The organism is Kitasatospora sp. NPDC086801 (assembly GCF_044745805.1).
In the GTDB taxonomy this organism is placed as follows: domain Bacteria; phylum Actinomycetota; class Actinomycetes; order Streptomycetales; family Streptomycetaceae; genus Kitasatospora.
Window position 1 is genome coordinate 325,099 of sequence record NZ_JBIVAX010000001.1, and the last position, 24,558, is coordinate 349,656.

At 73.5% G+C, this 24,558-nt stretch carries 25 protein-coding genes; 6 read left to right on the forward strand and 19 right to left on the reverse strand.

Features of this window, described 5'->3' with window-relative positions; all coding sequences use genetic code 11:
- Positions 1-13: 13 nt before the first annotated feature.
- From ACIPLC_RS01535 to ACIPLC_RS01565, 7 genes are all read right to left on the reverse strand, one after another.
- Positions 14-1,612 carry a DoxX family membrane protein gene (locus tag ACIPLC_RS01535; protein ID WP_400469692.1) on the reverse strand — a complete coding sequence of 533 codons (1,599 nt, stop codon included), beginning with the start codon at positions 1,610-1,612 and terminating at the stop codon, positions 14-16.
- Between the two features lie 252 nt (positions 1,613-1,864).
- Positions 1,865-2,857 (reverse strand): 23S rRNA (guanosine(2251)-2'-O)-methyltransferase RlmB, encoded by a 993-nt coding sequence (gene rlmB, locus ACIPLC_RS01540; RefSeq protein WP_400469694.1) that lies wholly within the window; start codon positions 2,855-2,857, stop codon positions 1,865-1,867.
- Positions 2,858-2,992: 135 nt separating this feature from the next.
- Entirely contained in the window at positions 2,993-4,402 is a 1,410-nt protein-coding gene (gene cysS / locus ACIPLC_RS01545) for a cysteine--tRNA ligase (RefSeq protein WP_400469697.1), read from the reverse strand.
- 113 nt (positions 4,403-4,515) lie between these two features.
- Positions 4,516-4,911, reverse strand: coding sequence for a PPOX class F420-dependent oxidoreductase (locus ACIPLC_RS01550; protein ID WP_400469700.1), 396 nt, complete (start codon positions 4,909-4,911; stop codon positions 4,516-4,518).
- A 258-nt stretch (positions 4,912-5,169) separates the two neighbouring features.
- Complete coding sequence (gene ispF, locus ACIPLC_RS01555) at positions 5,170-5,742, reverse strand: 2-C-methyl-D-erythritol 2,4-cyclodiphosphate synthase (protein WP_400469703.1); 573 nt, start codon at positions 5,740-5,742, stop codon at positions 5,170-5,172.
- On the reverse strand, positions 5,732-6,457 hold the full coding sequence (ispD, locus tag ACIPLC_RS01560) for a 2-C-methyl-D-erythritol 4-phosphate cytidylyltransferase (RefSeq protein WP_400469706.1): 726 nt from the start codon (positions 6,455-6,457) through the stop codon (positions 5,732-5,734). The genes ispF and ispD overlap by 11 nt, the downstream gene beginning before the upstream one ends.
- Positions 6,458-6,768: 311 nt before the next feature.
- On the reverse strand, positions 6,769-7,251 hold the full coding sequence (locus tag ACIPLC_RS01565) for a CarD family transcriptional regulator (RefSeq protein ID WP_030244332.1): 483 nt from the start codon (positions 7,249-7,251) through the stop codon (positions 6,769-6,771).
- A gap of 428 nt (positions 7,252-7,679) precedes the next feature.
- On the opposite strand from ACIPLC_RS01565, the gene ACIPLC_RS01570 reads away from it, so the two are divergent.
- Positions 7,680-8,348, forward strand: a complete 669-nt coding sequence (locus tag ACIPLC_RS01570; protein ID WP_400469709.1) for a DUF461 domain-containing protein — start codon at positions 7,680-7,682, stop codon at positions 8,346-8,348.
- 109 nt (positions 8,349-8,457) lie between these two features.
- Here the strand turns inward: ACIPLC_RS01570 and ACIPLC_RS01575 are convergent, their stop codons facing one another.
- Positions 8,458-9,153: a response regulator transcription factor gene (locus tag ACIPLC_RS01575; protein WP_030061050.1), complete on the reverse strand. Its 696-nt coding sequence runs from the start codon at positions 9,151-9,153 to the stop codon at positions 8,458-8,460.
- A 2-nt stretch (positions 9,154-9,155) separates the two neighbouring features.
- The gene (locus ACIPLC_RS01580; protein ID WP_400469711.1) at positions 9,156-10,598 is read right to left on the reverse strand and encodes a sensor histidine kinase; all 1,443 of its coding nucleotides are present in this window, start codon (positions 10,596-10,598) and stop codon (positions 9,156-9,158) included.
- A 307-nt stretch (positions 10,599-10,905) separates the two neighbouring features.
- Between ACIPLC_RS01580 and phoU the strand changes: the two genes are divergently transcribed.
- A complete protein-coding gene (gene phoU, locus ACIPLC_RS01585; protein WP_400469714.1) occupies positions 10,906-11,586 on the forward strand; it encodes a phosphate signaling complex protein PhoU in 681 nt (226 codons plus the stop codon).
- A gap of 236 nt (positions 11,587-11,822) precedes the next feature.
- On the forward strand, positions 11,823-11,999 hold the full coding sequence (locus ACIPLC_RS01590) for a hypothetical protein (protein ID WP_400469716.1): 177 nt from the start codon (positions 11,823-11,825) through the stop codon (positions 11,997-11,999).
- A gap of 163 nt (positions 12,000-12,162) precedes the next feature.
- On the opposite strand, the gene ACIPLC_RS01595 is transcribed toward ACIPLC_RS01590, so the two are convergent.
- Together ACIPLC_RS01595 and ACIPLC_RS01600 are read right to left on the reverse strand one after the other, a co-directional pair.
- Positions 12,163-12,753 (reverse strand): lytic polysaccharide monooxygenase, encoded by a 591-nt coding sequence (locus tag ACIPLC_RS01595; protein ID WP_400469719.1) that lies wholly within the window; start codon positions 12,751-12,753, stop codon positions 12,163-12,165.
- A 282-nt stretch (positions 12,754-13,035) separates the two neighbouring features.
- Positions 13,036-13,794 (reverse strand): phosphoglyceromutase, encoded by a 759-nt coding sequence (locus ACIPLC_RS01600; protein WP_400469722.1) that lies wholly within the window; start codon positions 13,792-13,794, stop codon positions 13,036-13,038.
- Between the two features lie 149 nt (positions 13,795-13,943).
- Here ACIPLC_RS01600 and ACIPLC_RS01605 point away from each other — a divergent pair, with 149 nt between their 5' ends.
- Entirely contained in the window at positions 13,944-15,251 is a 1,308-nt protein-coding gene (locus tag ACIPLC_RS01605) for an MDR family MFS transporter (RefSeq protein ID WP_400469725.1), read from the forward strand.
- Positions 15,252-15,292: 41 nt separating this feature from the next.
- Here ACIPLC_RS01605 and ACIPLC_RS01610 read toward each other — a convergent pair whose 3' ends face one another.
- A complete protein-coding gene (locus ACIPLC_RS01610) occupies positions 15,293-15,805 on the reverse strand; it encodes a YbjN domain-containing protein (RefSeq protein ID WP_400469728.1) in 513 nt (170 codons plus the stop codon).
- Positions 15,806-15,911: 106 nt separating this feature from the next.
- Positions 15,912-17,285, reverse strand: a complete 1,374-nt coding sequence (mshA, locus tag ACIPLC_RS01615; protein WP_400469731.1) for a D-inositol-3-phosphate glycosyltransferase — start codon at positions 17,283-17,285, stop codon at positions 15,912-15,914.
- Between the two features lie 215 nt (positions 17,286-17,500).
- Here mshA and ACIPLC_RS01620 point away from each other — a divergent pair, with 215 nt between their 5' ends.
- Positions 17,501-18,331, forward strand: coding sequence for a class I SAM-dependent methyltransferase (locus ACIPLC_RS01620; protein ID WP_400469734.1), 831 nt, complete (start codon positions 17,501-17,503; stop codon positions 18,329-18,331).
- Positions 18,332-18,575: 244 nt separating this feature from the next.
- Here ACIPLC_RS01620 and ACIPLC_RS01625 read toward each other — a convergent pair whose 3' ends face one another.
- The gene (locus ACIPLC_RS01625) at positions 18,576-19,136 is read right to left on the reverse strand and encodes an O-acetyl-ADP-ribose deacetylase (RefSeq protein WP_400469737.1); all 561 of its coding nucleotides are present in this window, start codon (positions 19,134-19,136) and stop codon (positions 18,576-18,578) included.
- A 225-nt stretch (positions 19,137-19,361) separates the two neighbouring features.
- On the opposite strand from ACIPLC_RS01625, the gene ACIPLC_RS01630 reads away from it, so the two are divergent.
- On the forward strand, positions 19,362-20,849 hold the full coding sequence (locus ACIPLC_RS01630; RefSeq protein WP_400469740.1) for a SpoIIE family protein phosphatase: 1,488 nt from the start codon (positions 19,362-19,364) through the stop codon (positions 20,847-20,849).
- Between the two features lie 79 nt (positions 20,850-20,928).
- Here the strand turns inward: ACIPLC_RS01630 and ACIPLC_RS01635 are convergent, their stop codons facing one another.
- The 5 genes from ACIPLC_RS01635 to ACIPLC_RS01655 all read right to left on the reverse strand — a co-directional run bounded on the left by ACIPLC_RS01635 (position 20,929) and on the right by ACIPLC_RS01655 (position 24,524).
- Positions 20,929-21,279, reverse strand: a complete 351-nt coding sequence (locus tag ACIPLC_RS01635; protein WP_400469743.1) for a DUF2516 family protein — start codon at positions 21,277-21,279, stop codon at positions 20,929-20,931.
- 122 nt (positions 21,280-21,401) lie between these two features.
- A complete protein-coding gene (locus ACIPLC_RS01640) occupies positions 21,402-21,950 on the reverse strand; it encodes a hypothetical protein (protein WP_400469746.1) in 549 nt (182 codons plus the stop codon).
- A 2-nt stretch (positions 21,951-21,952) separates the two neighbouring features.
- A complete protein-coding gene (locus ACIPLC_RS01645) occupies positions 21,953-22,417 on the reverse strand; it encodes a helix-turn-helix domain-containing protein (RefSeq protein WP_400469749.1) in 465 nt (154 codons plus the stop codon).
- Positions 22,418-22,487: 70 nt separating this feature from the next.
- The gene (locus ACIPLC_RS01650) at positions 22,488-23,384 is read right to left on the reverse strand and encodes a DNA polymerase III subunit beta (RefSeq protein ID WP_400469752.1); all 897 of its coding nucleotides are present in this window, start codon (positions 23,382-23,384) and stop codon (positions 22,488-22,490) included.
- 246 nt (positions 23,385-23,630) lie between these two features.
- Positions 23,631-24,524, reverse strand: coding sequence for an RNA polymerase sigma-70 factor (locus ACIPLC_RS01655; RefSeq protein ID WP_400469755.1), 894 nt, complete (start codon positions 24,522-24,524; stop codon positions 23,631-23,633).
- Positions 24,525-24,558 lie beyond the last annotated feature (34 nt).

The following is a 24,558-nucleotide window of genomic DNA, read 5'->3' on the forward strand; positions in this document are numbered from 1 at the left end:
CGTCCGCGAGCCGTCAGGTGGACGTGGGCGTCCCCGGGCGGGAGGAGCGGGCGCCGCCGGACAGGTCGGCGAGCGGGCCGCTGCCCAGCACCCCGCCCAGCAGCCCGGAGGCCCCGGAACTCGGGCTGGGCTTGGACGCCGCCCCCGAGCCGACGGGGGCCGGGCTGCTGCGCTGGGCGGGCGAGGATCCGGCCGGCGGCGCGGCGGCGGACGGCGCGGCGGGGGCCGGGGTCGTACCGGCTCCGGTCTCCGCCTTGGCGGAGTGCCCCTTGCCGCTCGGCGTCGGGCTGCCCGGGCGGGTGGCCGGGGCGGAGGAGGCCGGGGGGGTCGGGCCCGGCGTGGGGGTGGCCGGGCGCGGGGCGGCGGGCGCGGGCGAGGTGGACGAGCCCTGGCCGCCCGGGGTGCCGGTCGGGGCGCCGCCGGGCCAGACCGGCGTGCCGTAGTCGGTGGCCGGACGGCCCGGCGCCTGGTGCGCCCGGGCCCCGGTGCGCACCGCCGCGCCGAGCATCGAGCCGAGCAGCAGGGTCACCCCGACGACCACCGCGGTGACCACCGTGCCACGGCGCAGCACCCGGCGGCGCAGCGCGGCGGGCGCGTCCGCGCCGAAGCGCCGCCAGGCCTCCAGGTTGAGCCGCCCGTCCAGGGAGGCGAACGGCGCTCCGGCGATCAGCAGCGGGCTCCAGGCCGCCAGGAAGATCAGGTCGGGGGTGTCGTAGACCGGTACGGCCCGCCAGCTGACGGTGAACAGCAGCGCGGCGGAGAGGAGCATCGCCGCCCCGGCCGCGAGCCGCTGCCAGAGGCCGAGGACGGTCAGCACGCCGACCACGACCTGGGTGAACGACACCACCAGGCCGGCGCCGACCGGGTGCGCCATGGCGAAGGCCAGCAGCGGTTCGGCGACCTTCCAGGGGTGCAGCGAGGCGAGCCAGCGCATCATCGAGCCGCGTTCGCCGCCGTCGAAGTAGACCGGGTCGCAGAGCTTGCTGAACCCGGCGTAGACGGACAGCGAGCCGAGGACGGCGCGCAGCGGCAGCAGGACCAGACCGAGGTCGACCCGGCGGCCGGGGTACCAGGGCTGCTTGCCCTCGGTGGCCGTCGCGGAGACCTCGGGCAGCTCGCCGCTCGGGGTCCAGCCCTGCGGCGCGCCGACCGGGCCGACGCCCGCGTCGGTGGCGGTGCCGGCCCCCTCCCGGGGCTGGCGCGGGACGGTCCGGGCGCCCGAGTAGGAGGGGATCACCCGGGTGTCCGTCGCGGCCGGGCCGACGCCGTCGAGGCCGGAGCCGGTGAGCCGGACGGCGTCCAGCAACTGGGTGGCCGCGAGGTCCCCCGGGGGCGCCTGCCCGGTCCAGGTGACGGCGGTGACCCGGCCCTTGCGGCGCGGCGCACCGCCCCCGGCGGCCCCCGCGAGCGCCGGGACGGCGGAGGCGGGCACGACGACCTGCGGGGTGACCAGCGGACGGCGGATCAGGCCCTGGTTGGCGTACGGGTCGCCGAACGCGGCGCCGGTGGACAGCAGTCCGGCCGGGGCCTCGATCAGCGGCGCCACCGGGGTGCCGAGCCGGAGCCGGAAGCTCGCCTGGGTGATGCTGAGGCGCGCGGGGTCGGACGGCACCTTGACCGTGTCAAGGCCGGGGCCCGCGTCTATCCCGGTGCTGCCGCCGCCGAACAGGGGGCGCCGAGGTGTTCTGGTGTCCACGCCCGTCTAACCGGGTGACCGCCGCTTAGGACACTCTCCCGAGTGGATGTCCGGCGCATACTTGAAATGATCATGAGAAAAGCGATCGGGCCTGGTCGGGCCCGATCGCTTTTCACTCGGATTGCGGAGAATTCAGAAGACCCCCTGCGCCCCGCACACCGGTTGTGCTCAGCGCTTGGCGCGCAGCCGCGCGGCCTCGTAGAGCACGATGCCCGCCGCGACACCGGCGTTCAGCGACTCGGTCAGCCCGGACATCGGGATCCGCACCCGCATGTCGCAGGTCTCCGAGACCAGCCGGGACAGGCCCTTGCCCTCGCTGCCCGCGACGATCACCACCGGGCCGGTCAGCAGCTCCAGGTCGCCCAGCTCGGCCTCGCCGTCGGCGGCCAGGCCGACCACCATGAGGCCGGCCTTCTGGTAGGCCTCCAGGGTGCGGGTGAGGTTGGTGGCCCGGGCGACGGGCAGACGGGCGGCGGCGCCGGAGGAGGTCTTCCAGGCACCGGCGGTCATGCCGGCCGCGCGGCGCTCGGGGATGACCACGCCGTGCGCGCCGAAGGCGGCGGCGGAGCGGACCACGGCGCCGAGGTTGCGCGAGTCGGTGACGCCGTCCAGCGCGATGATCAGCGCGTCCTGACCGGAGTCGGTGGCCTCGACCAGCAGGTCGTCGGGGTGCGCGTACTCGTACGGCGGCACCTGGAGCACGAGGCCCTGGTGGTTGAGCCCGCCGGTCATCTGGTCCAGCTGCGGGCGCGGGGCCTCCATCAGCGGGATACCGCGGTCGTTGGCGGCCTGGAAGGCGTCGCGGACGCGGTCGTCGGTGTCGACGAACTGCTGGACGTACAGCGCGGTGGCCGGGACGCCGCCCTGCAGGGCCTCGACGACCGAGTTGCGGCCGAAGACCAGCTCGGCGCTGCCCGCACCGCCCCGGCCGCCGCGACCGGCGCCGCCGGCCCGGCGCATGCCGGCGCGGGCCTTGGCGTCCCGCTCGCGCTTGACCGCGGCGTTGGCCGCGCGCTGCTTCGGGTGCCCCTTGCGCTCCGCTCCGGGCGGGGTCGGGCCCTTGCCCTGGAGCGCCTTCCGGCTGTGGCCGCCGGTACCGACAGACGCGCCCTTCTTCGATCCGGGGTTGCGGCGGTTCCTGCGTGCACTGTTGCCGGCCATGGCTGTACTTCCTGTCTGTCCGGCATGCCCGGCCGCCCCGTTCTGTCCGGCGGCGGCCGACTGCATGCGCTACGTCATGCGGGAGGGCCGCACCGGTCCGGTACGGCCCACCCTCACCCCGATCATCAGATGGGGTTACTGGCTGTTGATCGTCCAGCGCGGGCCGGACGGGGTGTCCTCGATCACCAGCCCGGCCAGGCCGAGCTGGTCGCGGATGGCGTCCGCGGTGGCGAAGTCCTTGCGCTGACGCGCCGCCTGCCGCTGGTCCAGGACCAGGCGGACCAGCGAGTCGACCACACCGTGCATACTCTTCATTGTCCCAGCCTCGCCGCGCTCCGCCCCGGCCCACTTCGGGTCGAGCGGGTCGAGACCCAGTACTCCGAGCATCGCACGGACCTCGGCCAGACGCGCCACCGCGTTCTCCTTGTCGTCCGCGTTCAGGGCGCTGTTGCCCTGGCGGACGGCGGTGTGCACGACGGCGAGCGCCTGCGGAACGCCCAGGTCGTCGTCCATCGCCTCGGCGAAGGCCGGCGGCACTTCGGGGGCCGCGTCGACCATCCCGCAGCGCTCGACGGTGCGCTGGACGAAGCCCTCGATCCGGCCGAACCCGGCCTCGGCCTCGCGCAGCGAGTCCTCGCTGTACTCGATCATCGAGCGGTAGTGCGGGGTGCCCAGGTAGTAGCGGAGCACGATCGGCCGCCAGCGCTGGACCATCTCGGAGACCAGCACCGAGTTGCCCAGCGACTTGCTCATCTTCTCGCCGGCCATGGTGACCCAGGCGTTGTGCACCCAGAAGTTGGCGAAGGCGTCGCCGTAGGCCTTGGACTGGGCGATCTCGTTCTCGTGGTGCGGGAAGATCAGGTCCAGCCCGCCGCCGTGGACGTCGAAGGCCGGGCCGAGGTACTTGTGGACCATCGCCGAGCACTCCAGGTGCCAGCCCGGCCGGCCGCGACCCCACGGGGTCTCCCAGCTCGGCTCGCCCGGCTTGGCGGCCTTCCACATCGCGAAGTCGCGCTGGTCGCGCTTGCCGGTCTCGCCCTCGCCCTCGGGCTGGCGCAGATCGGCCAGCTTCTGGTTGGAGAGCGCGAGGTAGTCCGGGTACGACTTCACGTCGAAGTAGACGTTGCCGTCGGCCGCGTAGGCGTGGCCCTTCTCGATGAGCCCCCGCATCATCTCGACCATCTCGGGGATGTGCCCGGTGGCCCGCGGCTCGACGGTCGGCGGCAGGCAGCCGAGCGCGGTGTAACCGTCGTTGAACGCGCGCTCGTTCTCGTAGGCGATCTGCCACCACGGGATGCCGAACTCCCGCTCCTTGGCGATCACCTTGTCGTCGATGTCGGTGACGTTCCGGGCGAAGGTGACCTGGTAGCCGCGGTAGGCGAACCACCGCTGCATGATGTCGAAGTTGAGCCCGGACCGGATGTGCCCGATATGAGGCGCCGACTGGACGGTAGCGCCGCACAGGTAGATCGAGACACAGCCCGGTACAAGCGGGACGAAGTCGCGTACCTGGCGGGTGCTGGTGTCGTACAGGCGAATGCTCACAGCGTCAAGCGTAGTGGGCAGGAGGGGGTGCCCCGCGACATTCGCGAATGTCAATACCGCGGCAAGGGCGTTTCCTCACCGCGTCCTGCCGGAGGCACCCGCTCCGTACCGGGTCAGAGGCGACCGACCACCTTGCGCGGGGTGATCCGGACGACCACGCGCACGTCCTCCGGGCCGTCGAAGCCGTAGACGTCCTCACCGCGGTACTTGGCGGCCAGCCGGTCGATCAACTCGCGGCCGCCCTCGGTGGTGAGGGTCGCCGAGCCGCGCACCTCGAAGTACTCGTACGGGCTCTCCGGCGGGTTGACCACCAGCGAGATGCGCGGGTCCTTCAGCAGGTTGAGGTGCTTGCGGCGGCCCTGGACGGTGGAGAACAGGATGTCCTCGCCGTCGCGCTCCACCCAGACCACCGAGGACTGGGGGCTGCCGTCGGGCTGGATGGTGGAGACTACGGCGAAGCTCTTGCCGTCGATCAAGGCCTTGGCGCGGTCGGAGAGTTGGGTGGTCATCGGAGACCTTCTTCCGGTCGGTCGGCATCGGAGGTCGGGCCACTGCCAGGCGGAGCCTGCGTCCGGGCCCGCACCGAACGGTATAGATTCGGGCCCCGGCACAGCCTTTTGAACACCCGTCACCGCCGGGTTATTCCCGGACCGACACCGGATCTTCCCGAACCCGCCGCCCGACTCGAACCCACCGCCTCACCCGAACCGGCCGCCGGACCGCCCCGACCGGCCCCGAGCCCCCGGGGCCTGCCCGGGGGCTCGGGCTCAACGCCGTTCGTACACCAGGGCGGTGGCGATCGCGGCCAGCCCCTCGGCCCGGCCGGTCAGGCCCAGGCCGTCGGTGGTGGTGCCGGACACCGACACCGGCGCACCGGCCGCGGCCGACAGCGCGGCCTGCGCCTCGGCCCGCCGCTTGCCGATCTTCGGCCGGACACCGACCACCTGGACCGCGATGTTGCCGATCTCGAAGCCCTCCGCGCGCACCAGCCGGGCCGCCTCACCGAGCAGCTTCACCCCGGACGCGCCGGCCCACTCCGGCCGGTCGGTGCCGAAGTGGGCACCCAGGTCGCCGATCCCGGCGGCCGAGAACAGCGCGTCGCAGGCGGCGTGCGCGGCCACGTCGGCGTCCGAGTGCCCGGAGAGCCCGACCCCGGCGTCCGGCCACTCCAGTCCGGCCACCCAGAGCGGGCGGCCGGCCTCGAAGGCGTGCACGTCGGTGCCGATGCCCACGCGCGGCAGCACGGGGGCCGGGGCGCTCGGGTCGGCGGACGTCAGCGGACCGGTAGGAAGCGGGTCGGCGGACGTCAGCGGGTCGGTGGGCAGTGGGTCAGTAGGCATCGGAGGCCCTCCGGCGGGCGAGTACGGCCTCGGCGAGCACGAGGTCCAGTGGACGGGTGACCTTGAACGCCTCCTCGTGGCCGGGCACCACGACGACCCGGCCGCCGTAGCGCTCCACCAGACCGGCGTCGTCGGTGACCGGCGGCGCGTCGGCGGCGCCTGCGGCCTCCTCGGCCAGCGCCTTGGCGTGCACCCCGACCAGGGTGGCCCGGTCGAAGCCCTGCGGGGTCTGCACCGCGCGCAGGGTGGCCCGGTCGGGCGTGTCGAGCACCGGCTCGGGGCGGCCCGGGTTCGGCTCGACCCGCTTCACCGTGTCGGCCAGCGGCACCGCGGGCACCACCGCCCCGGCCCCGGCCCGGACGGCGGCCGCCACCGCGTCCACCACCTCGACCGGGACGAGCGGGCGGGCCGCGTCGTGCACCAGGACGACCTCCACGTCGGCCGGGATCGCGGCCAGGCCGAGCCGGACCGACTCCTGGCGGGTGGCACCACCGGCCACCACCCGGATGTCCTTGCCGTCCAGCCCGTGGCTGTCCAGCAGGGCGACCACCTCGGCCACCCCGTCGGCGGGCGCGGCGACCACGACCAGGCCGACCGCCCGGCTGCGGGCCAGCGCCCGTACGGCGTGCACCAGGAGCGGCACGCCGCCCAGTTCCCGCAGGGCCTTCGGGGCACCGGGCCCCAGCCGCTCACCGCGTCCGGCGGCGGGCACCACTGCTGCTGCGACTGCTGCTGAGGCGTTCAGGTTTCACTCCTTCGGAGAAGTGGGTATGGCCTTGGCGTGCCCGGCGGGCGCTACGGGCCCCTTCCGAAGAATTACGGTCCAACCGCCCGCCGCACAATCCCGCAGAATCGGTCTTGCAGGACGGAAAACGGTCTTGCCGGGCCTGGACCGGCTCGGGCCGGGGGCGTCGTCCGGACACGCCTCAGCGCCCGAAGTGTCACTGCACCACCCCGGGACGCTTCGTCCTGGGAGCGGCGCGCCGACACCGGGCGCTGTGAGCGGTGGGCGGCAGCCCGACTGCGCTACGAGGCCAGCACCTCGTCGAGCAGCGTCTCCGCCTTGTCCTCGTTGGTGTTCTCCGCCAGCGCGAGCTCGCTGACGAGGATCTGGCGCGCCTTCGCGAGCATCCGCTTCTCGCCGGCCGAGAGGCCGCGCTCGCGCTCACGGCGCCAGAGGTCGCGCACAACCTCGGCGACCTTGATAACGTCACCCGAAGCGAGCTTCTCCAGGTTCGCCTTGTAGCGACGGGACCAGTTGGTCGGCTCTTCGGTGTACGGTGCGCGCAGCACCTCGAAGACCCGGTCCAGACCCTCCTGGCCGACCACATCGCGCACGCCGACGAACTCCGCGTTCTCAGCGGGCACGCGGAGCGTCAGGTCTCCCTGCTGCACCTTGAGCACCAGGTAGGTCTTGTCCACACCTTTGATCTGGCGAATTTCGATGGCCTCGATCAGCGCGGCCCCGTGATGGGGGTAGACCACCGTGTCGCCAACCTTGAACGTCATGTGACAGGACCCCTTCCGTGGCTTTCCAGAATAACACGCTTTTCAGCGCACTCGAAGGGCGTTTTCGCAGGTCAGGGCCGGTCTCGGGGCTTGACAAGGACCCCCATGACGTGCTGCGACCGGTGTTCGAGAGGGGCTTCCCGCAGGTCGGAGGCGGTTCCGGTGTTCGGCGAAACCTTGCGCAACACTCCAGAAGCCGTGATTGGATCTTGGGTTTTCACCGTTTATCGGGCCGTATCCACATCGTTATTCGATCTTGGTCGAAGCTTGCCCCGAGAGTGACCCGGACACGCCACAAGTGCGGCCGGACGGCCTCCCCGCGAACCCCGGGAGTGCGACACGGGGACCACCCCGTGAGGAGCGCATAAGCGAGGTCGATAATCTGAGACCTGACCTACCGACACGTTGACTTAGGAGAAGCCGCCGCCGTGAGCCGCAGCCTTCGACGCGGCAGCATCGCCGCCATCGCCGCCATCGCCATCGCCTCGCTGTCGTCCTGCGCCGCCGGCAACACGCCGGACACGCTGCAGGTCAAGCCCGACAACGCGGCGGCAACCCTCGGAACGAACCTTCGGCTGAACAACATCGTGGTCGTCACCGGGGACGAGTCCTCGGGCGAGCACAACGGTCCCGCCAACGTGACCGTCAACATCGCCAACACGGGCAGCACGCCGGCGGAGCTGCAGTCCATCACCGTCGGCAACGGTGCCACCGCCGCGTTCTCCGACGCCGCGGGCGCCCCGCTGTCCACCATCATCGTCCCGGCCGGCGGCGCCGTGGCGATCGGTGGCGACGGCAACCCGTCCGCCAAGGTCGCCTCGGTCGGCGTCCAGGTCGGCGGTTTCACCCCCACCTCGTTCACCTTCAAGGACGGCCAGAAGGTCGACGCCCAGGCCGGCGTGAGCCCGAACAAGGGCCTCTACAAGGGCTTCGGACCGACGTCGGCCCCGGCCGCCGTACCCACCAAGGGCGCCACCACCGCCGCGACCACCCCGGCCGCCGGCACCACCACCCCGGCCGCCCCGGCCACCACCGGTGCGGCCGCGCCGTCCGGTTCCGCCTCCCAGGGTGCCACCCCGCCCGCCAGCACCCACTGACGTGCCACCCGGCGTCCGACGGGCCCTCCCGGGCCTGCCGGACGCCAACGCGAAGGCCCCCTCCGGCGACTGCCGGCGGGGGCCTTCCGCGTCTGTCCGCGCCCGCGGTTTACGGCTCGAACTTGTAGCCCAGGCCGCGGACCGTGACCAGGTAGCGCGGGGCACCCGGGTCCGGCTCGATCTTGGCCCGCAGGCGCTTCACGTGGACGTCCAGGGTCTTGGTGTCGCCGACGTAGTCCGCGCCCCAGACCCGGTCGATCAGCTGCATGCGGGTGAGCACCCGGCCCGCGTTGCGCAGCAGCATCTCCAGCAGGTCGAACTCCTTCAGCGGCAGGTCGACCTTGGCACCGTCCACGGTCACCACGTGCCGGTCGACATCCATCCGGACCGGACCCGCCTCCAGGGCACCCGGGCCGCCGCCGTTCTCGCCGGCACCGCCGTCCTCGCCGCGGCGGCGCAGCACCGCCCGGATCCGGGCGACCAGCTCACGGGTGGAGTAGGGCTTGGTGACGTAGTCGTCCGCACCTATCTCCAGGCCGACCACCTTGTCGATCTCGCTGTCCTTCGCGGTGACCATGATCACCGGCACGTTGGAGCGCACCCGCAGCTGACGGCAGACCTCGGTACCCGGCAGGCCCGGCAGCATCAGGTCGAGCAGGACGAGGTCGGCGCCGTTGCGCTCGAACTGCTCCAGGGCGTCGGGGCCGGTGGCGGCGACGGCCACCTCGAAGCCCTCCTTGCGGAGCATGTACGAGAGGGCGTCGCTGAACGACTCCTCGTCCTCGACCACCAGTACTCGGGTCACGATCAGGCCTCCGGGGCAAGCTGGGGGGTTGTGTCTGGCAGGGGGTGTTCCCGCTTCCCCGTGGGGAGCGGACGGTCCGTGCGGCCCGTGGTGGCCGTCCGGTCCGTGGTGAGGGTTCCGGTGGGCGCGGCGGCGGCGCTACGGCCGTCGATGGCGTCGCGATCGTCGGTGTCGTCGAGATCGCCGGTGTCGTCGGTGTCGTCGGTGTCGTCGAGGTCGTCGGCCTCGGGCGCCTGCCCGGCGGGCAGGCGGATGGTGAAGGTCGAACCCTGGCCCTCGACGCTCCACACCGAGACCGTACCGCCGTGCGAGGCGGCGACGTGCTTGACGATGGAGAGGCCGAGGCCGGTTCCGCCGGTCGCCCGGGAGCGGGCCGGGTCGACCCGGTAGAAGCGCTCGAAGACGCGCTCGCGGTCCTTCTCCGAGATGCCGATGCCCTGGTCGGTGACCGAGATCTCGATCAGCTCGCCGTCCGCCTCCCCGAGCGCCGCGGCGCTGGAGATCCGGCGGGTGGCGATCGCCACCCGGGTCCGGGGCGTGCTGTAGTTCACGGCGTTCTCGACCAGGTTGCCGAGCGCGGCGGCGAGCTGGCCGCGGTTGCCGTGCAGGTAGAGGCCGGCGATGCCGCCCGCCGTGATCAGGATCTGCTTGGCGGCGGCCTGCTGGCGGCAGCGGTCGATCGCCTCGGCGATCAGCTCGTCCACCGCGACGGGCTCCGGGTCCACCATCAGCCGGTCGTCCTGCACCCGGGAGAGGTCGATGATCTCCTGGACCAGGCTGGCCAGCCTGGTCGCCTCGATCTGCATCCGGCCGGCGAAGCGCTGCACCGCCTCCGGGTCGTCGGACGCGTCGGCGACCGCCTCGGAGAGCAGCGACAGGGCGCCCACCGGGGTCTTCAGCTCGTGGCTGACGTTGGCCACGAAGTCCCGGCGGACCGCCTCCACCCGGCGGCGGTCGGTCTGGTCCTCGACCAGCACCAGCACCAGCCGGGAGCCCAGCGGGGCGACCCGGACGGAGACCGCGAGCGGCTCGCCCGCACGGGCCACGCCGGGGCGGGGCACCTCCAGCTCGACCTGGCGGATCTCGCCGTCCCGGCGGGTGGCGCGCGCCAGCGAGAGCATCTGGTCCACGGCGACCGCGCCACCGCGCACCAGGCCCATCGCGTACGCCGCGGAGCTGGCCTTGACCACCTCGTCGCCCTCGCCCAGCACGATCGCGCAGGAACGGAGGACGGAGAGGACGGTGTCCACCCCCGGCGGCAGCGGGGGCTCCGGGGTGCCGGCGCCCAGTGCCTGGTGCCGGCCGTGGTGTCTGCTGCTGCTGGTGCCGCCGTACCTGCCCCTGGCCTGCTCGCGCTCGCTCCAACGGAAGGCGATGGAGGCCGTGAGGCCGACGCCGAGCCCGGCTATGGCGCAGGCAGCGGCGGCGGCCACGTTCACGTCCATGTGGCCAGCGTAAGCGCACGGCCAGGGCACTCCCCAGGCGCCCGATCAAGGCATCGGCCGCGCGTTGCCGAGAATTCACCTTCACGTGGCCGCTGATTCACCACACCGGCCGTGCATCGTCGCCCGGACGGCCCAGAGTTGGCCATGCAGCCCGTGTGGGAGTGGGCGGCTGGCCGAACCACCGGCCGCCGTCTCAGGTGTGCGCGTACGATTCGCGCCACCAGCAGCGGTCACCCGAACGACGACGCGGTCGTCGGACGGGCCGGCCGGTCGGCACCGCCACCGACACAGCTACTGAGGAGAGAGCATGCGCGACGCGTACCACGAGGAACTCGATGCGATCGGCGACAGTCTGGTCGAGATGGCCCGGCTGGTCGGCTCGGCCCTGGGCCGGGCCACCACCGCACTCCTCGACGCGGACCTGGCGCTGGCGGAGAGCGTGATCGCCGCCGACGAGAAGATCAACGACCTCCACCACGAGCTGGAGAACCGCGCGATCGACCTGCTCGCCCGCCAGCAGCCGGTCGCCACCGACCTGCGCATCGTCGTCACCTCGCTGCGGATGAGCTCCGACCTGGAGCGCTGCGGCGACCTCGCCCGGCACGTCGCCAAGGTCGCGCGGATGCGCTACCCCGACTCCGCCGTCCCCGGCGACCTGCACTCGACCGTCCTGGAGATGGGCCAGCTCGCCCAGCGCCTGGTGGCCAAGACCGGCCTGGTGATCGCCACCAAGGACGTCGACAAGGCCCTGGAGCTGGAGCAGGACGACGACGCGATCGACTCCCTGCACCGCGAGCTGCTGTCGCACCTGATCGACGAGCGCTGGCACCACGGGATCGAGACCGCCGTCGACCTCACCCTGGTCGGCCGTTACTACGAGCGCTTCGCGGACCACGCGGTGTCGGTCGCCAAGCGCGTGGTGTACCTGGTGACGGGCGAGCACGTGGCCGAGTTCGTGGCCTCCTCGGAGGCCGCGGCGGCGGAGTGACCTCGTACGGGTGCGGTGCGGCCGCCTCGGGGCTCAGTACCTCGGGGCTCGGGGCTCGAGGCTTCAAGGGGCGGCCGCTCCCCCCGAGGGGTGAGTAAACCTGCGACAAGGGTGGTGGGGGCGCACGACGCCCGTGCATCCCACCACTGCGCGCCTGTTGACGCTCCCTCCGATCGGCGGCTTCACTCGACGTTGGGGGCACAGGACTGTGCCCGTCACTAGGAGGGAACAGCTCGATGAAGGCCAACCCCACCCGACCGGCACGCGCCCACCACACCGTCGAGCCGCCCGCCCCGAAGCTCCTGCCCGTTCTCGCGGCCGGCTGCGGCTGCGGCCCCGGCTGCGGCTGCGGCTGCCAGTCCGGCGCGCCCTGCCAGTGCGGCGGCGCGGACGGCGGCTGCTGCGGCCACTGAGCGGTCCGCCGCCGAGGAGTACCCGAGGTGCACGGCCTTCCGTCGGCCGTGCACCTCGTCGCGTGTCCTCGTGCCGCGCGTCCGCAGCACGGTGTCCTCAGTAGTGCGGCGTCCTCAGTGCGGCGTCCTCAGTGCGGTGCCTCTCGTCGCATGCCCCGGGGCGTCAGAACTGGACGTCGGTGCAGGAGTAGAAGGCGTTCCCGGTGTCGGCGATCGTCCAGACCGCGACGACGACCTGGTGGCCGGTGCGCCCGCTCGGGACGGTCGCGGTGTGACTCAGCGTGCTGGGCACCTGCTTCCCGCCGTACGGGGCGATCAGGAAGGGCGTCAGGTCCAGGCTGTCCCGGGTGACCGGCTGGCTCGCGTCGTAGCCCGGCTTGGTCAGGTAGTACCGGAAGTCGGTGGTCGCGTGCCGGGCGGTGAACGTCCAGGTGAAGGTGAGCTGCTGCCCCGCCGTCACCGAGGTGGTCGGCCAGGCGCCGCCGTGCGGGTCGTCCAGTTCGGCGAAGCGGGAGTTGCCGCCGGCGCAGATGGTGCCGTCGGCGGGCCCGGCGTCCGGGAAGCCCTTCGGGCCCTCGACGCTCTGCGGCTCCCACTGGATGGCGCCGCAGTCCCACGACACCCCGCCCGCTCCGCAGAGCGCGGCCCTGCTGGGCGGCGTCGAGATGTACCCGTGGGACAGCGCCGGGACGGCGAGGGTGAGCGGTACCGCGAGCGCGGCGACCACCGCCCCGACGATGTGACGTGTGCGCATGATGCTCCTCCGTGGGGGTGGATGGAGAGTGCGCCGGGACGCAGACGCGCGCGCGTGGGGGCGCGGCGGCCGGGACGGGGAGATCCTTGGCATGCCTGCGGCAGTCCGGCGCCCTCACCGTAGGAGCGGACGCCACCACCCGTCAATGGTCTGAACCACTATTGGGACGAGCCCGGATCCGGCCACCGAACTGGCCTTCAACTCGGCTTCCACGCAGGCCCGTTGAACGACGAAGGCCCCGCCTCCGGCGAACCGGGGGACGGGGCCGTGTCGGCAAGCGGGTTACTTCTTGCCCTGGTTCTTGACCGCCTCGATGGCCGCCGCGGCGGCGTCGGCGTCGAGGTAGCGGCCGCCCTTGGTGACGGGCTTGAAGTCCGCGTCGAGCTCGTACACGAGCGGGATGCCGGTCGGGATGTTCAGGCCGGCGATGTCCTCGTCGGAGATGCCGTCGAGGTGCTTGACCAGCGCGCGCAGGCTGTTGCCGTGGGCGGTGACCAGGACGGTCTTGCCGGCGGCGAGGTCCGGGACGATGGCGTCGTACCAGTACGGGAGCATCCGGTCGACGACGTCCTTCAGGCACTCGGTGCGCGGACGCAGCTCGCTCGGGATGTCCGCGTAGCGGGCGTCACCGGCCTGCGAGTACTCGGCGCCGTCGGCCAGCACCGGCGGCGGGGTGTCGTACGAGCGGCGCCACAGCTGGAACTGCTCCTCGCCGAACTCGGCCAGGGTCTGGGCCTTGTCCTTGCCCTGGAGCGCACCGTAGTGTCGCTCGTTCAGGCGCCAGCTGCGGCTGACCGGGATCCAGTGGCGGTCGGCCTTGTCCAGGGCGATCTGCGAGGTGCGGATCGCGCGGCGGAGCAGCGAGGTGTGCAGCACGTCCGGGAACAGGCCCTCGGCGGCCAGGAGCTCACCACCGCGCGCGGCCTCCTTCTCGCCCTTCTCGTTGAGGTCGACGTCGACCCAACCGGTGAACAGGTTCTTCTGGTTCCACTGGCTCTCGCCGTGGCGGAGCAGGATGAGTCGGTACGTCGTGTCAGCCATGGCCCCCAGCTTAATGGAGGCAGGAAAAGCGCTGGTCTGGACCTGCGGCAGATGTGTAATGTGTGCACCGCCCATCTGACACTTACATACGTCGGCTGACCGGACCTGCCCGTGCCGCTCGGCGGACGCCTGCCCCGGGAGCCCCCCACATGCCCGTCGCCCTGTTCACCAACCCCCGGATCCGAAGACTGGTGCAGGAGACGGTGGGCGGGCTACCGCGCCAGTTCTGGTGGCTCTGGGTGAGCACGCTGGTGAACAAGCTGGGCGCCTTCGTGCTCACCTTCCTCGCGCTCTACCTGACCACCACCCGGGGGTACTCGGCCTCCTACGCGGGCCTGGTGGCCTCGCTGTACGGCCTCGGCTCGGCGGTCGCCGCGATCGGCGCCGGCGTGCTGACCGACCGGATCGGCCGGCGCCCGACCCTGGTCGCCGCCCAACTCGGCACCGCGCTGTTCACCGCCGTGCTCGGCTTCGCGGACGGCCAGGTGGCGATCGCCACGGTGACCTTCCTGGTCGGCCTCTGCAACAACGCCACCCGGCCCGCGACCTCGGCGATCATCGCCGACCTCGTCCCGGCCGAGGACCGGGTCCGCGCGTACTCGCTGAACTACTGGGCGATCAACATCGGCTTCGGCCTCTCCGCCGCCGTGGCCGGCCTGATCGCCACCCACGGCTACCTCACGCTCTTCCTGCTCGACGCGCTCTCCACGCTGGTGTGCGCGGTGGTGATCTTCATCCGGATCCCCGAGACCAAGCCGCAGGGCCCGCCCGAGCGGGGGAAGGGGGCGGACGAGACGGGGATCGGCCTCGGCACGGTGTTCCGGGACGGGCGCTTCATGGCCGTCGTCGGACTCAACCTGCTGCTCGCCCTGATCCTCCAGCAGGGCAGCACCACCCTGGCCGTCGACATGGGCGCCTCGGGCATCACCTCCACCGAGTACGGGCTGGTCATCGGCCTGAACGGGGTGCTGATCGTGGTGCTCCAGATCCCGCTCACCCGGTGGATGGAGAACCGCTCCCGGACCGCCCTGCTGATAGCCAGTTGCCTGGTCACGGGCTGGGGCTTCGGGCTGGCGGCGCTGGCCGGGTCGTCCGCGTGGCTGTTCGCCCTCTCGGTGGCGGTCTGGACGGTCGGCGAGGTCCTGAACGCGCCGACCATCATGGGCCTGGTCTCCGAACTGGCGCCGACCCATGCGCGCGGCCGCTACCAGGGCGTCTACTCGCTCTCCTGGTCGCTCGCCTCGTTCCTCGGCCCGGCGGTCGGCGGTCTGCTGCTGCAGCACGCCGGCTCGGCGGTGCTCTGGGTCGTGTGCGGGGTCTGCGGCACGGTCGCGGCAGCCGGGCACGTGGTGCTCGGGCGGCGCACCGACGCGACGGCGGGCCGCACCGGGGCGGTGACGGAGGTGGCGGTGCCCGCCGCGGAGGAGGCGGGGGAGAAAGCCCCGGCGGGTGCCTGAGACTCCTGGCCGGTCGGCTGCAGGGCCGGCCAGCCGCGGGGTCAGTCGGCCGCGGGGGCGGCCAGGTGGGCGAAGGCGGCCAGGTTGCGGGTGGACTCCCCGCGCTTGGTCCGCCACTCCCACTCGCGCCGGATCGCCGAGGCGAAGCCCAGCTCCAGCAGGGTGTTGAAGGGCTCGTCGGCGTTCTCCAGCACCGTCCCGAGCAGCCGGTCCACGGCGTCCGGGGTGAGCGCCTCCAGGGGCAGGCGGCCGGCCAGGTAGACGTCGCCGAGCGGGTCGATCGCGTACGCGACGCCGTACAGCCGGGTGTTGCGCTCCAGCAGCCAGCGGTAGACGGCCTCGTGGTTCTCGTCCGGTCGGCGGATCACGAAGGCGTTCACCGACAGGGTGTGGTCGCCGACCCGCAGCGCGCAGGCGGTGCTCAGCTTGCGGGTGCCCGGGAGCGTCACCACCAGCGTGTACGGGTCGGTGGTGGCGGGCTCCCAGGCCGCTCCGGCGTCGTCCAGGGCGGTGCGCAGGAGGGTCAGGGCCTCGTCCTTGGTGCGGATTGCCATGGGAGTGACGTTACTCGGCGGTACCGGGGGCGCGCACCAGCGGTGCGTGCCCCCGGCGGCAGTCAGACGGCGGTCGGGCCGTGGTCGGGCCGTGGTCAGGCCGTGGTCAGGCCAGCCGCCGCCGGGCGGTGGCCAAGCGGCCGGCCGGGCGGGCCAGGCTGCCGGCGTACACCTCGGCGGTGCCGGCCGCGGCGGTGTCCCAGCCGAAGCCGGCCGCGTGCCGGGCCGCCGCCTCGCCGCGCCGGGCGACCAGGCCCCGGTCGGTGACGTACGGCTCCAGCGCGTGCGCCCAGGCCACCGGGTCGTGGCCGTGCACCAGCGTGCCCGTCTCGCCGTCCCGCACCGCGACCGGCAGGCCGCCGACCGCCGCCGCCACCACCGGGGTGCCGCAGGCCTGCGCCTCCAGCGCGACCAGCCCGAAGGACTCGCTGTACGAGGGCATCACCAGGGCCGTCGCCGCGCGGTACCACTGCGCGAGCTCGGCCTGGCCGACCGGCGGGTGGAACCGCACCACGTCGCCGATGCCCAGCTGGGCGGCGAGCTTGTGCAGGCTCTCCGGCCGGGCCAGTCCGGTGCCGGACGGGCCGCCGACCACCGGCACCAACAGGTGCTCGCGCAACCCCGGGCGGCGCGCCAGCAGCTCGGCGACCGCCCGCAGCAGCACGTCCGGGGCCTTCAGCGGCTGGATCCGGCCCGCGAAGAGCAGCACCGCCGCGTCCTGCGGCAGGCCCAGCCGGGCCCGCGCGGCGGCCCGCGCCGACGATCCGCCCGGACGGAAGACGTCCAGGTTGACGCCGGGGTGGACGACGGCCAGCTGGTCCGGCCGGGCGGCGTAGTGCAGCGCCAGCTCGGCGGCCTCCTCGGTGGTGTTGGCGATCAGCCGGTCGGCCGCCTCGACCACCTGGGTCTCGCCGATCACCCGGGCCGCGGGCTCGGGCGTGTCGCCCTTGGCCAGTGCGGCGTTCTTGACCTTCGCCATGGTGTGCATGGTGTGCACCAGCGGCACCCCCCAGCGCTGCGCGGCCAGCCAGCCGACCTGCCCCGAGAGCCAGTAGTGCGAGTGCACCAGGTCGTAGTGGCCGGGGCGGTGGCCCGCCTCCGTCCGCAGCACCCCGTGGGTGAAGGCGCACAGCTGGGCGGGCAGGTCCTCCTTCAGCAGGCCCTCGTACGGGCCGGCCGTGACGTGCCGGACCAGCACGCCCGGGGCCAGCTCGACGGTGGGGGCGTCGTCCGAGCAGATCGCCCGGGTGAACACCTCGACCTCGATGTTGAGCGCGGCCAGGCGCTTGGCCAGCTCGACGATGTAGACGTTCATCCCGCCGGCGTCCCCCGTGCCGGGCTGGTGCAGCGGCGAGGTGTGGACGCTCAGCATCGCTATCCGGCGCGGGCGGCGGCGGCCCGGGACGAGCGACTGGAGCCGGCCCCGCGCGGGCGTGGCGGGCTGGGCACGACGTACCGAACGGACGGGGTGCTGGATCACCTGGCTGAAGCCTCCTCTGTGCGGCCCGTCTCGGCGGCCCGCGCACGGGCCGCCCGCTGTCCGGTGTGCGCTGCCCCGTCCCGGGCACACATCACCACCAGACAGCCAACCACCCGGCTGGCGTCCGGCATTCCCGGTCCGGCGGACGAGATGCCGGGCGGGGTGACGTCCCAGGTCACAGCGGTGCCGACGACGGCCCGACTACCCTTCCAGGCATGGCTGCCTCCTTCGACTCCGCGACCGCACCCGCCCGTGGGCGGACCGGACGACCGGTGGGGACGGTCACCCGGGGCACCACCAACACCAACCGGCTGCGGCGGATGGACCGCTGGATCGCCCACACCCTCGGCCGCGCGCTGCGCGCCGCCGGGCGCCCGCCGGTGGCGGTCGACCTCGGCTACGGCGCCGCGCCGTGGACGGCCGTCGAACTGGCCGGACGCCTGCGCACGGTGCGCCCGGACGTCCGGGTGGTCGGGATCGAGATCGAGCCGGAGCGGGTCGCGGCCGCGCTGCCGTACGCCGAACCGCCGCTGCTCACCTTCCGGCGCGGCGGCTTCGAGGTGCCGCTGGACGGCGGCGCGCCGGCCCAACTGATCCGGGCCGCCAACGTGCTGCGGCAGTACGACGAGTCGGCGGTGGCCGGGGTGTGGGAGCGGCTCTGCGCCCGGTTGGCCCCGGACGGGCTGCTGGTGGAGGGCACCTGCGACGAGATCGGGCGACGGCACGTCTGGGTCGCGCTCGGCCCGGAGGGGCCCCGGACGGTCACCTTCGCGGCCCGGCTGGGCGGCCTCGGCCAGCCCTCCGACCTGGCGGAACGACTGCCGAAGGCGCTGATCCACCACAACGTGCCGGGCCGGCCGGTGCACGCCTTCCTGGCCGACTTCGACCGGGCCTGGGCGGCGGCCGCGCCGTACGGGGCGTTCGGGGCGCGGCAGCGCTGGGTGGCGGCCTGCACGGCGCTGGCGGGCGACTGGCCGTTGGTGGACGCGCGCGGGCGGTGGCGGCAGGGCGAGGTCACGGTGCCCTGGGGTGCGCTCGCGCCGTAGCGGGTCGCGGGGCCGGGACCGCGCGGCAAGGCACGGACCGGGGCCGGGACCGCGCGGCAAGGCACGAGCCGGGGCCGGTGCTGGTGAGCGACCCGCCGCATTCACTCGAACGAGTTATCGAATACCTCTGGCGTGTTGACGCCCCATCACGCCACGATGGACGCCACCGACCGGCGCCACCAACGCCGTTCGGCCTCAGGGCCTGTCCGGCGTCGCGCGCCCGGCAAGATCCGCCGGACAGGCCCTAGCCTTGTCCGAGCAGTTCTCGCCAGGCCTGTTCGAACACCCCGTGCATCACCGCCCCGAACAGCACGAACCGCACCTCCGCCAGCTCCGCGCCCGCCCGCGCGTCACCGCCGCCCAGCACCTCCGCGACGGTGCCGAGCGCGATCCGGGCCGCGTCCGCCGGCGGCCAGCCGTACACCCCGGCCGACACCGCCGGGAACGCCACCGTGCGCGCACCCAGTTCCGCCGCCGTGCGCAACGACTCGCGATAGCAGGAGGCCAGCAGCTCCGCCCGCTCCTCGTACTCCTCCGCCAGATACACCGGCCCGACGGTGTGCACCACCCACCGGGCCGGCAGCCGTCCGGCCGTCGTCGCCACCGCACGCCCGGTGGGCAGCCCCTTGCCCCAGTGCGAAGCGCGCAACCGGCGGCAGTCCTCCAGGATCTGCGGCCCGCCCTTGCGGTGGATCGCGCCGTCCACCCCGCCCCCGCCCAGCAGAGAGGAGTTCGCGGCGTTCACCACCGCGTCCACCTGCTGTTCCGTGATGTCACCCTCGACCAGGGTGATCCGCGTCACCATCGCCAGTCCCCTTCCTCTCCCCGCCGGGGCGGGGAAGTCAGCCATCGTCCGAGTCAGACCACCACACCGCCACCGGCGTGGCAAAAACCACAACGGCGCCGGTCGGCCAGAGAAATCCCCGGAGATCACGTTATGGTCGCGAGAAGTTCCCCGGCGCACGGTGCCAGGCGGGCACTGCGGACGGGCGCTGACCGTTACGCACTCGGGGAAAGGGAGGAACCACCGATGCCCGCAACGGGAGACGGGCGGGCACCTGGTGCCACGAGCCTGTCGGGCGCCCAGGCCGGCGCCCCCGTTGGCCATGCCCGCAACCGCCCGTCCGCGACCGGCCCGACGCCGGCCGGCCCGGTGACGGCCGCTCCCCCGATACCGCACCCCCGACCCCAGACCGGACGCACGTCGGCCACCGCCGACGCCCCCGCCGCCGGCAGCACCGCGCCGCTCAAACTGTTGGTGATCGAGGACGACGCCTCCGACGCCCAGCTGATCAAGGCGGCGGTCGCCGACAGCGGCACCTCGATCGAGATCCACTGGGCCCGCGGGCTGGAACAGGCCACCGAACTGCTCGCCGTCTCCCCGCCCGGCAACCGGCGCGGGCGCTCCCGCGGCAGCGACTTCAGCTGCGTGCTGCTCGACCTCGCCGCCCCCGCCGACCTGCCGCACCCGTCCGACGACTCCGACGGCCTCGAAGGCCTGCACGAACTGCTCCGCCGCGCCCCACACACCGCGGTCGTGGTGCTCACCGACGCGGCCGGTGCCGAACTGGGCGCGGCCGCCGTCGCCGCGGGCGCCCAGGACTTCCTGATCAAGCACGCGACGGACGGTCCGCTGCTGGGCCGCGCCCTGCGCTACGCCGTCGAACGCAAGCGCGCCGACGAGTCGCAGCGCCGCCTCGTCGAGGCCGAGCTGCGCGGCCAGGAGAACGCCCGCCTCCAGCGCCACCTGCTGCCCACCCCGCTGCTCGACGGCGCGGGCCTCTCCTTCACCCGGCGCTACCGCCCGGGCCGCCGCCGCGCCCTGCTCGGCGGCGACTTCTACGACGCCGTCCGCACCGACGACGGCACCGTCCACGTCGTGATCGGCGACGTCTGCGGCCACGGCCCGGACGAGGCCGCGCTCGGCGTCGCCCTCCGGATAGCGTGGCGCACCCTCGTCTTCGCCGGCCTCACCGGCGAGGCCCTGCTGACCACCCTCCAGCACGTGCTGGAACACGAGCGGCGCAGCGACGAGATCTTCGCGACGCTCTGCATGCTCGTCATCGAGCCGGGCGGCGCCAGCGGCGGCCTCGACGCGCTCGGCGCCGGCGAGCGGGCCCGCCTCTACCTCGCCGGGCACCCGGCACCGCTGCTGCTCGGCCGCGACCACCAGCCGGTCACCCTGCCCGCCGACCTCGCCGGGCCGGCGCTCGGCCTGCTGCCGTGCCACGACGGGCAGGCCGCGTGGCCCGCCCAGCAGATCGAACTCCACCCCGGCTGGCGGCTGTTGCTGTACACCGACGGGCTGATCGAGGGCCGGGTCGGGGCCGGCTCCCGCCGCCTCGGCCAGGACGGGCTGGCCGACCTCATCGGCGACCACCAGTCCGCCGGGCTCACCCGGGGCCGGCTCGTCGACAGCGCCATCGCCGAGGTCGAGGAGCTGAACGGCGGCGCGCTGACGGACGACGTCGCGGTGCTGCTGCTGGAGCGCAACCCGGTGCAGCTGATCCTCGGCTGAGCCGGCCGGACGCCGGGTACGACGAGGCCCGGGCGGGTGAACTCCCCGCCCGGGCCTCGTCGTTGCCTGATCGCGTGGCCTACCAGGGGCCGTACGGGCCGGTGTTGCTGCGGCCACCACGGCCGCCACCGCCGGTCAACTCCCGGATCGCCGGGCGCACGTCCACCATGTAGACGATCGACGCGACCAGCCCGGCGAGCGTCCCGATGCCGGTGAAGAAGTTCACCCCGAACAGCAGGTCCCAGCCGAAGGCGATCGCCAGGATCGCCAGCCAGAACGGCTTGGTCTTCTTGTCCGCCGCCCGGTAGGCGTCCTCACGGCGGGTGGCCGCGTCGACCAGGGCGAACAGCTTGAAGCCCAGGATGGCGACGGACAGCCACCAGATCGGGTTCAGATAGGCCAAGTCCAGGATCTGGGCCACTCCGCCCATCACGCTCTCCTCTGTCTCTCGCCTCCGGCGCTCCGGCCGCCGCCCATCCTGGCACGTCGACCGCCCGCTCTTCTGTCAACGTCCCGCGGTCACCGGATGTGCCCCGTTCGGCAGCCCTTCCCTCACTCCGCGCGGTCGGTGGTCTTCCGGGCGCGGGCGGCCTTCTTCGGGGCGGGCCGGGTCTCGGCGGCCGGGGTGGTGGTGTCGTCCTCGACCAGTTCGGCCTCGACCGGCTCCGATTCCCGGACGAGCCCCGGCTCCTCGGCCAGCTGCGCCGGCTCGGCGGGCGCACCCGGGCGGGCCCGGTCCACCACGACCTTGCCGCGCTCGGCCAGCTCGTCGTACGTCTCCTTGGCCTTCACCGCCAGCTCGACCGCGCGGCCGACCTGCTGGAGGGCGAAGCCCTGGGCCCGCTCCTGCAGGGTCCGCAGGTCGACGGGGAGCGTCGTGACGGTCTCGGTGACCTTGGCCTGTGCCTCGGCCAGCTTCGTCTGCGCCTCCTGGAACCGGGCGGTGGCCTTCTCCTGCGCGCCCTTGCGGTCCGCGGTGAGCGCCTCCACTCGGCCCGGCACCTCGCGCAACTTCTCGTACGCGAGATCCCCGGCGCCGGCGATGGCGTAGAGCGGGGTCGGGTCGCTGAGGGTCTTCTTGATCTCGTCGGTGATCGGCATGCTTACCGGTCCTCCCGGTGGGTGTTCTGGATGGCTGAGCCGTCGGTCGTCGGGCCGGAGGCTGGTGGAACGCCGGTGCCGGTGCCGGCCGCGGGCGACCGGTCGGCCACCGCGCCCCGCTGGGTGGCGTTCTCCTTGAGGAAGGCGTCGTAGACCGCGAGCAGCGCCTGCTTCTGCTGCTCGTTGATCAGCGGATCGGCCAGGATCGAGGCCCGCAGCTCCAGGCCCTCACCGCGCCGCTCCTCCAGGATCCCGGCCTGGACGTACAGCGTCTCCGCCGAGATCCGCAGCGCCTTCGCGATCTGCTGCAGGATCTCCGCGCTCGGCTTGCGCAACCCTCGCTCGATCTGGCTGAGGTACGGGTTCGACACGCCTGCGACCTCCGCCAGCTGGCGCAGTGAGTACTGCGCGTTCCGGCGTTGCTCGCGGATGTACTCGCCCAGCGAGCCGACGTTCAGTGAGGCCATACCGGCAGACTGCAACATCCTGCTTGCAGATGCAAGCAGGATGCTAGCAACAGCAAACGGCGGGCCGGGCTCAGCCGAGGTCGGGGACGCGGACCGGCATCAGGAGGGATAAGGTGCCCGCCCGGCCCGGGGTGCGGATCGCCAAGGGGGCGATCGGGCCGCCGAGTTCGAGCACCAGCTGTTCGGGCCGGGCGGCCCGCAGGGCGTCCAGCAGGAAGTCGCGGTTGACCGCCACCCGCAGCTCGCCGGGCACGGACCCGGGGCCGGAATCGGGGCCGGCCACCGTGAGGCGGCCGTCCGCCGTGAGGGTGAGGACGGTGACCGCGCAGTCCGCGCCGTTCGGGCCGGAGGGCAGCGTGCGGGTGGCGCCGGTCTCGACGGCGCCGCGCAGTTCGGCGGCGGACAGGTCGATCCGGTGCTCCGGTTCGAGCCGGGTCAGCACCCGGTGGTCGGGGTAGTCGAAGTCCAGAGCGGCGCCCTCGATCCGGTGGCCGCCGGTCTCGGCCCGGACCAGGCCGCCGCCGAGGGTCAGCGCGACCTCGGCCGCGCCCGCGCCGAGCAGCGCACGCAGGGCGTCGACCAGGGCGGTGGGGACGATCGCGCCGCAGGTCGGCCGGTCGGGCCCCGCGGTGGCGGACACCTCGGCGAGCGCCATCCGGTAGCGGTCGGTGGCGACCAGGCGCAGCACCGGGCCGTCCGGCTCGAACAGCACTCCGGCGAGCGCAGGCGCCTCGGGATCACCGCCGACGGCGAAGCGGACCGCGTCCAGTGCGGCGGCCAGTTCCTCGGCCGGGACGGTGAGGCGGAGGTCGGCGGGGGTGGTGGTCATCGGTTGCTCCCTCTGGTCGATCATCACGCGGATCAGGGAGAGCTCGCGGCGGGCGTCGGCGAGACCGTCCTCCAGCCGGCGCAGGTGCGCGTCGAGCACCCGCTCGGCCGCGCCGGAGCCGGGCACCGCGCCGAGCACGGCGCGGATGCCGGCCAGCGGCAGGCCGACCCGGCGCAGCCGGGCCAGCAGGCGGGCGTCGGCGAGTTGCCCGGGCCGGTACCAGCGGTAGCCCGTCTGCGGGTCGACCCAGGCGGGGTGAGCACCTCGGCGCCGTCGTAGTAGCGCAGGGTGCCGACGCCCAGGCCGCTGGCGCGGGCCAGTTCGCCGATGCTGTGCAGCTCGCTCTCCATGCCGGTGACGCTGCGGGCTCGACCAGGTCGAGGGTCAAGCCCGGTCGGTGAGGTGGGTGAGCTTCGACGGGTTGCGGACGGTGCGCAGCTCGGCGATCCGGGGCCGGCCGTCGGGCCCCTCCACGAAGTCGAACACCGAGACGGCGTCGATCGCGCCGCCCTGGGTGAGCAGCAGTCCGGGCTGGCCGTTGACGAGGACCGGCCGCACGCCGACGCCCTCGCCCAGCTGGTCGAGCACCCCGAGCAGGAAGCGGGCGACGTTGTCGGCACCGGTGACCGGGCGCAGCGCGGCGCGGACCACGCCGCCGCCGTCCGTCCAGGAGGTGACGTCGGGGGCGAGCAGTTCCAGCATCCGGTTGAGGTCGCCGCCGACGCAGGCCGCGAGGAACTCGTCGGTGGCGCGGCGGCGCAGCTCCGGCGGGGCGTCGTAGCGCGGCCGGCGGGCCTGGACGTGCGCCTTGGCCCGGCTGCCGACCTGTCGACAGGCGGCCTCGGTGCGCTCCAGCGCCTCGGCGATCTCCCGGTAGGAGAAGCCGAAGGCCTCCTTGAGGACGAAGACGGCCCGCTCCAGCGGGGACAGGCTCTCCAGCACCACCAGCAGGGCGAACGAGACGGTCTCGGCGCGCTCGACGTCGCCGGTCGCGTCCGGCTCGGCGACCAGTGGCTCGGGCAGCCAGGGGCCGACGTAGGCCTCGCGGCGGACTGCGGCCGAGTCGAGCCGGTTGAGCGCGAGGTTGGTGACCGTCCGGGCCAGGTAGCCGCCCGGGTTGGCGACCGGGCCGGTGACCCCGCTCCAGCGCAGCCAGGTGTCCTGGACCAGGTCCTCGGCGTCGGCGACGCTGCCGAGCATCCGGTAGGCGATGCCGAAGATCATCCGGCGGTGCCGCTCGAAGTCGTCGAGGGCGGGGTCGGCGAGGGTGTCGGTCACCGCTCGACGCTACCGCACGGGCGGCGGCGGGGCC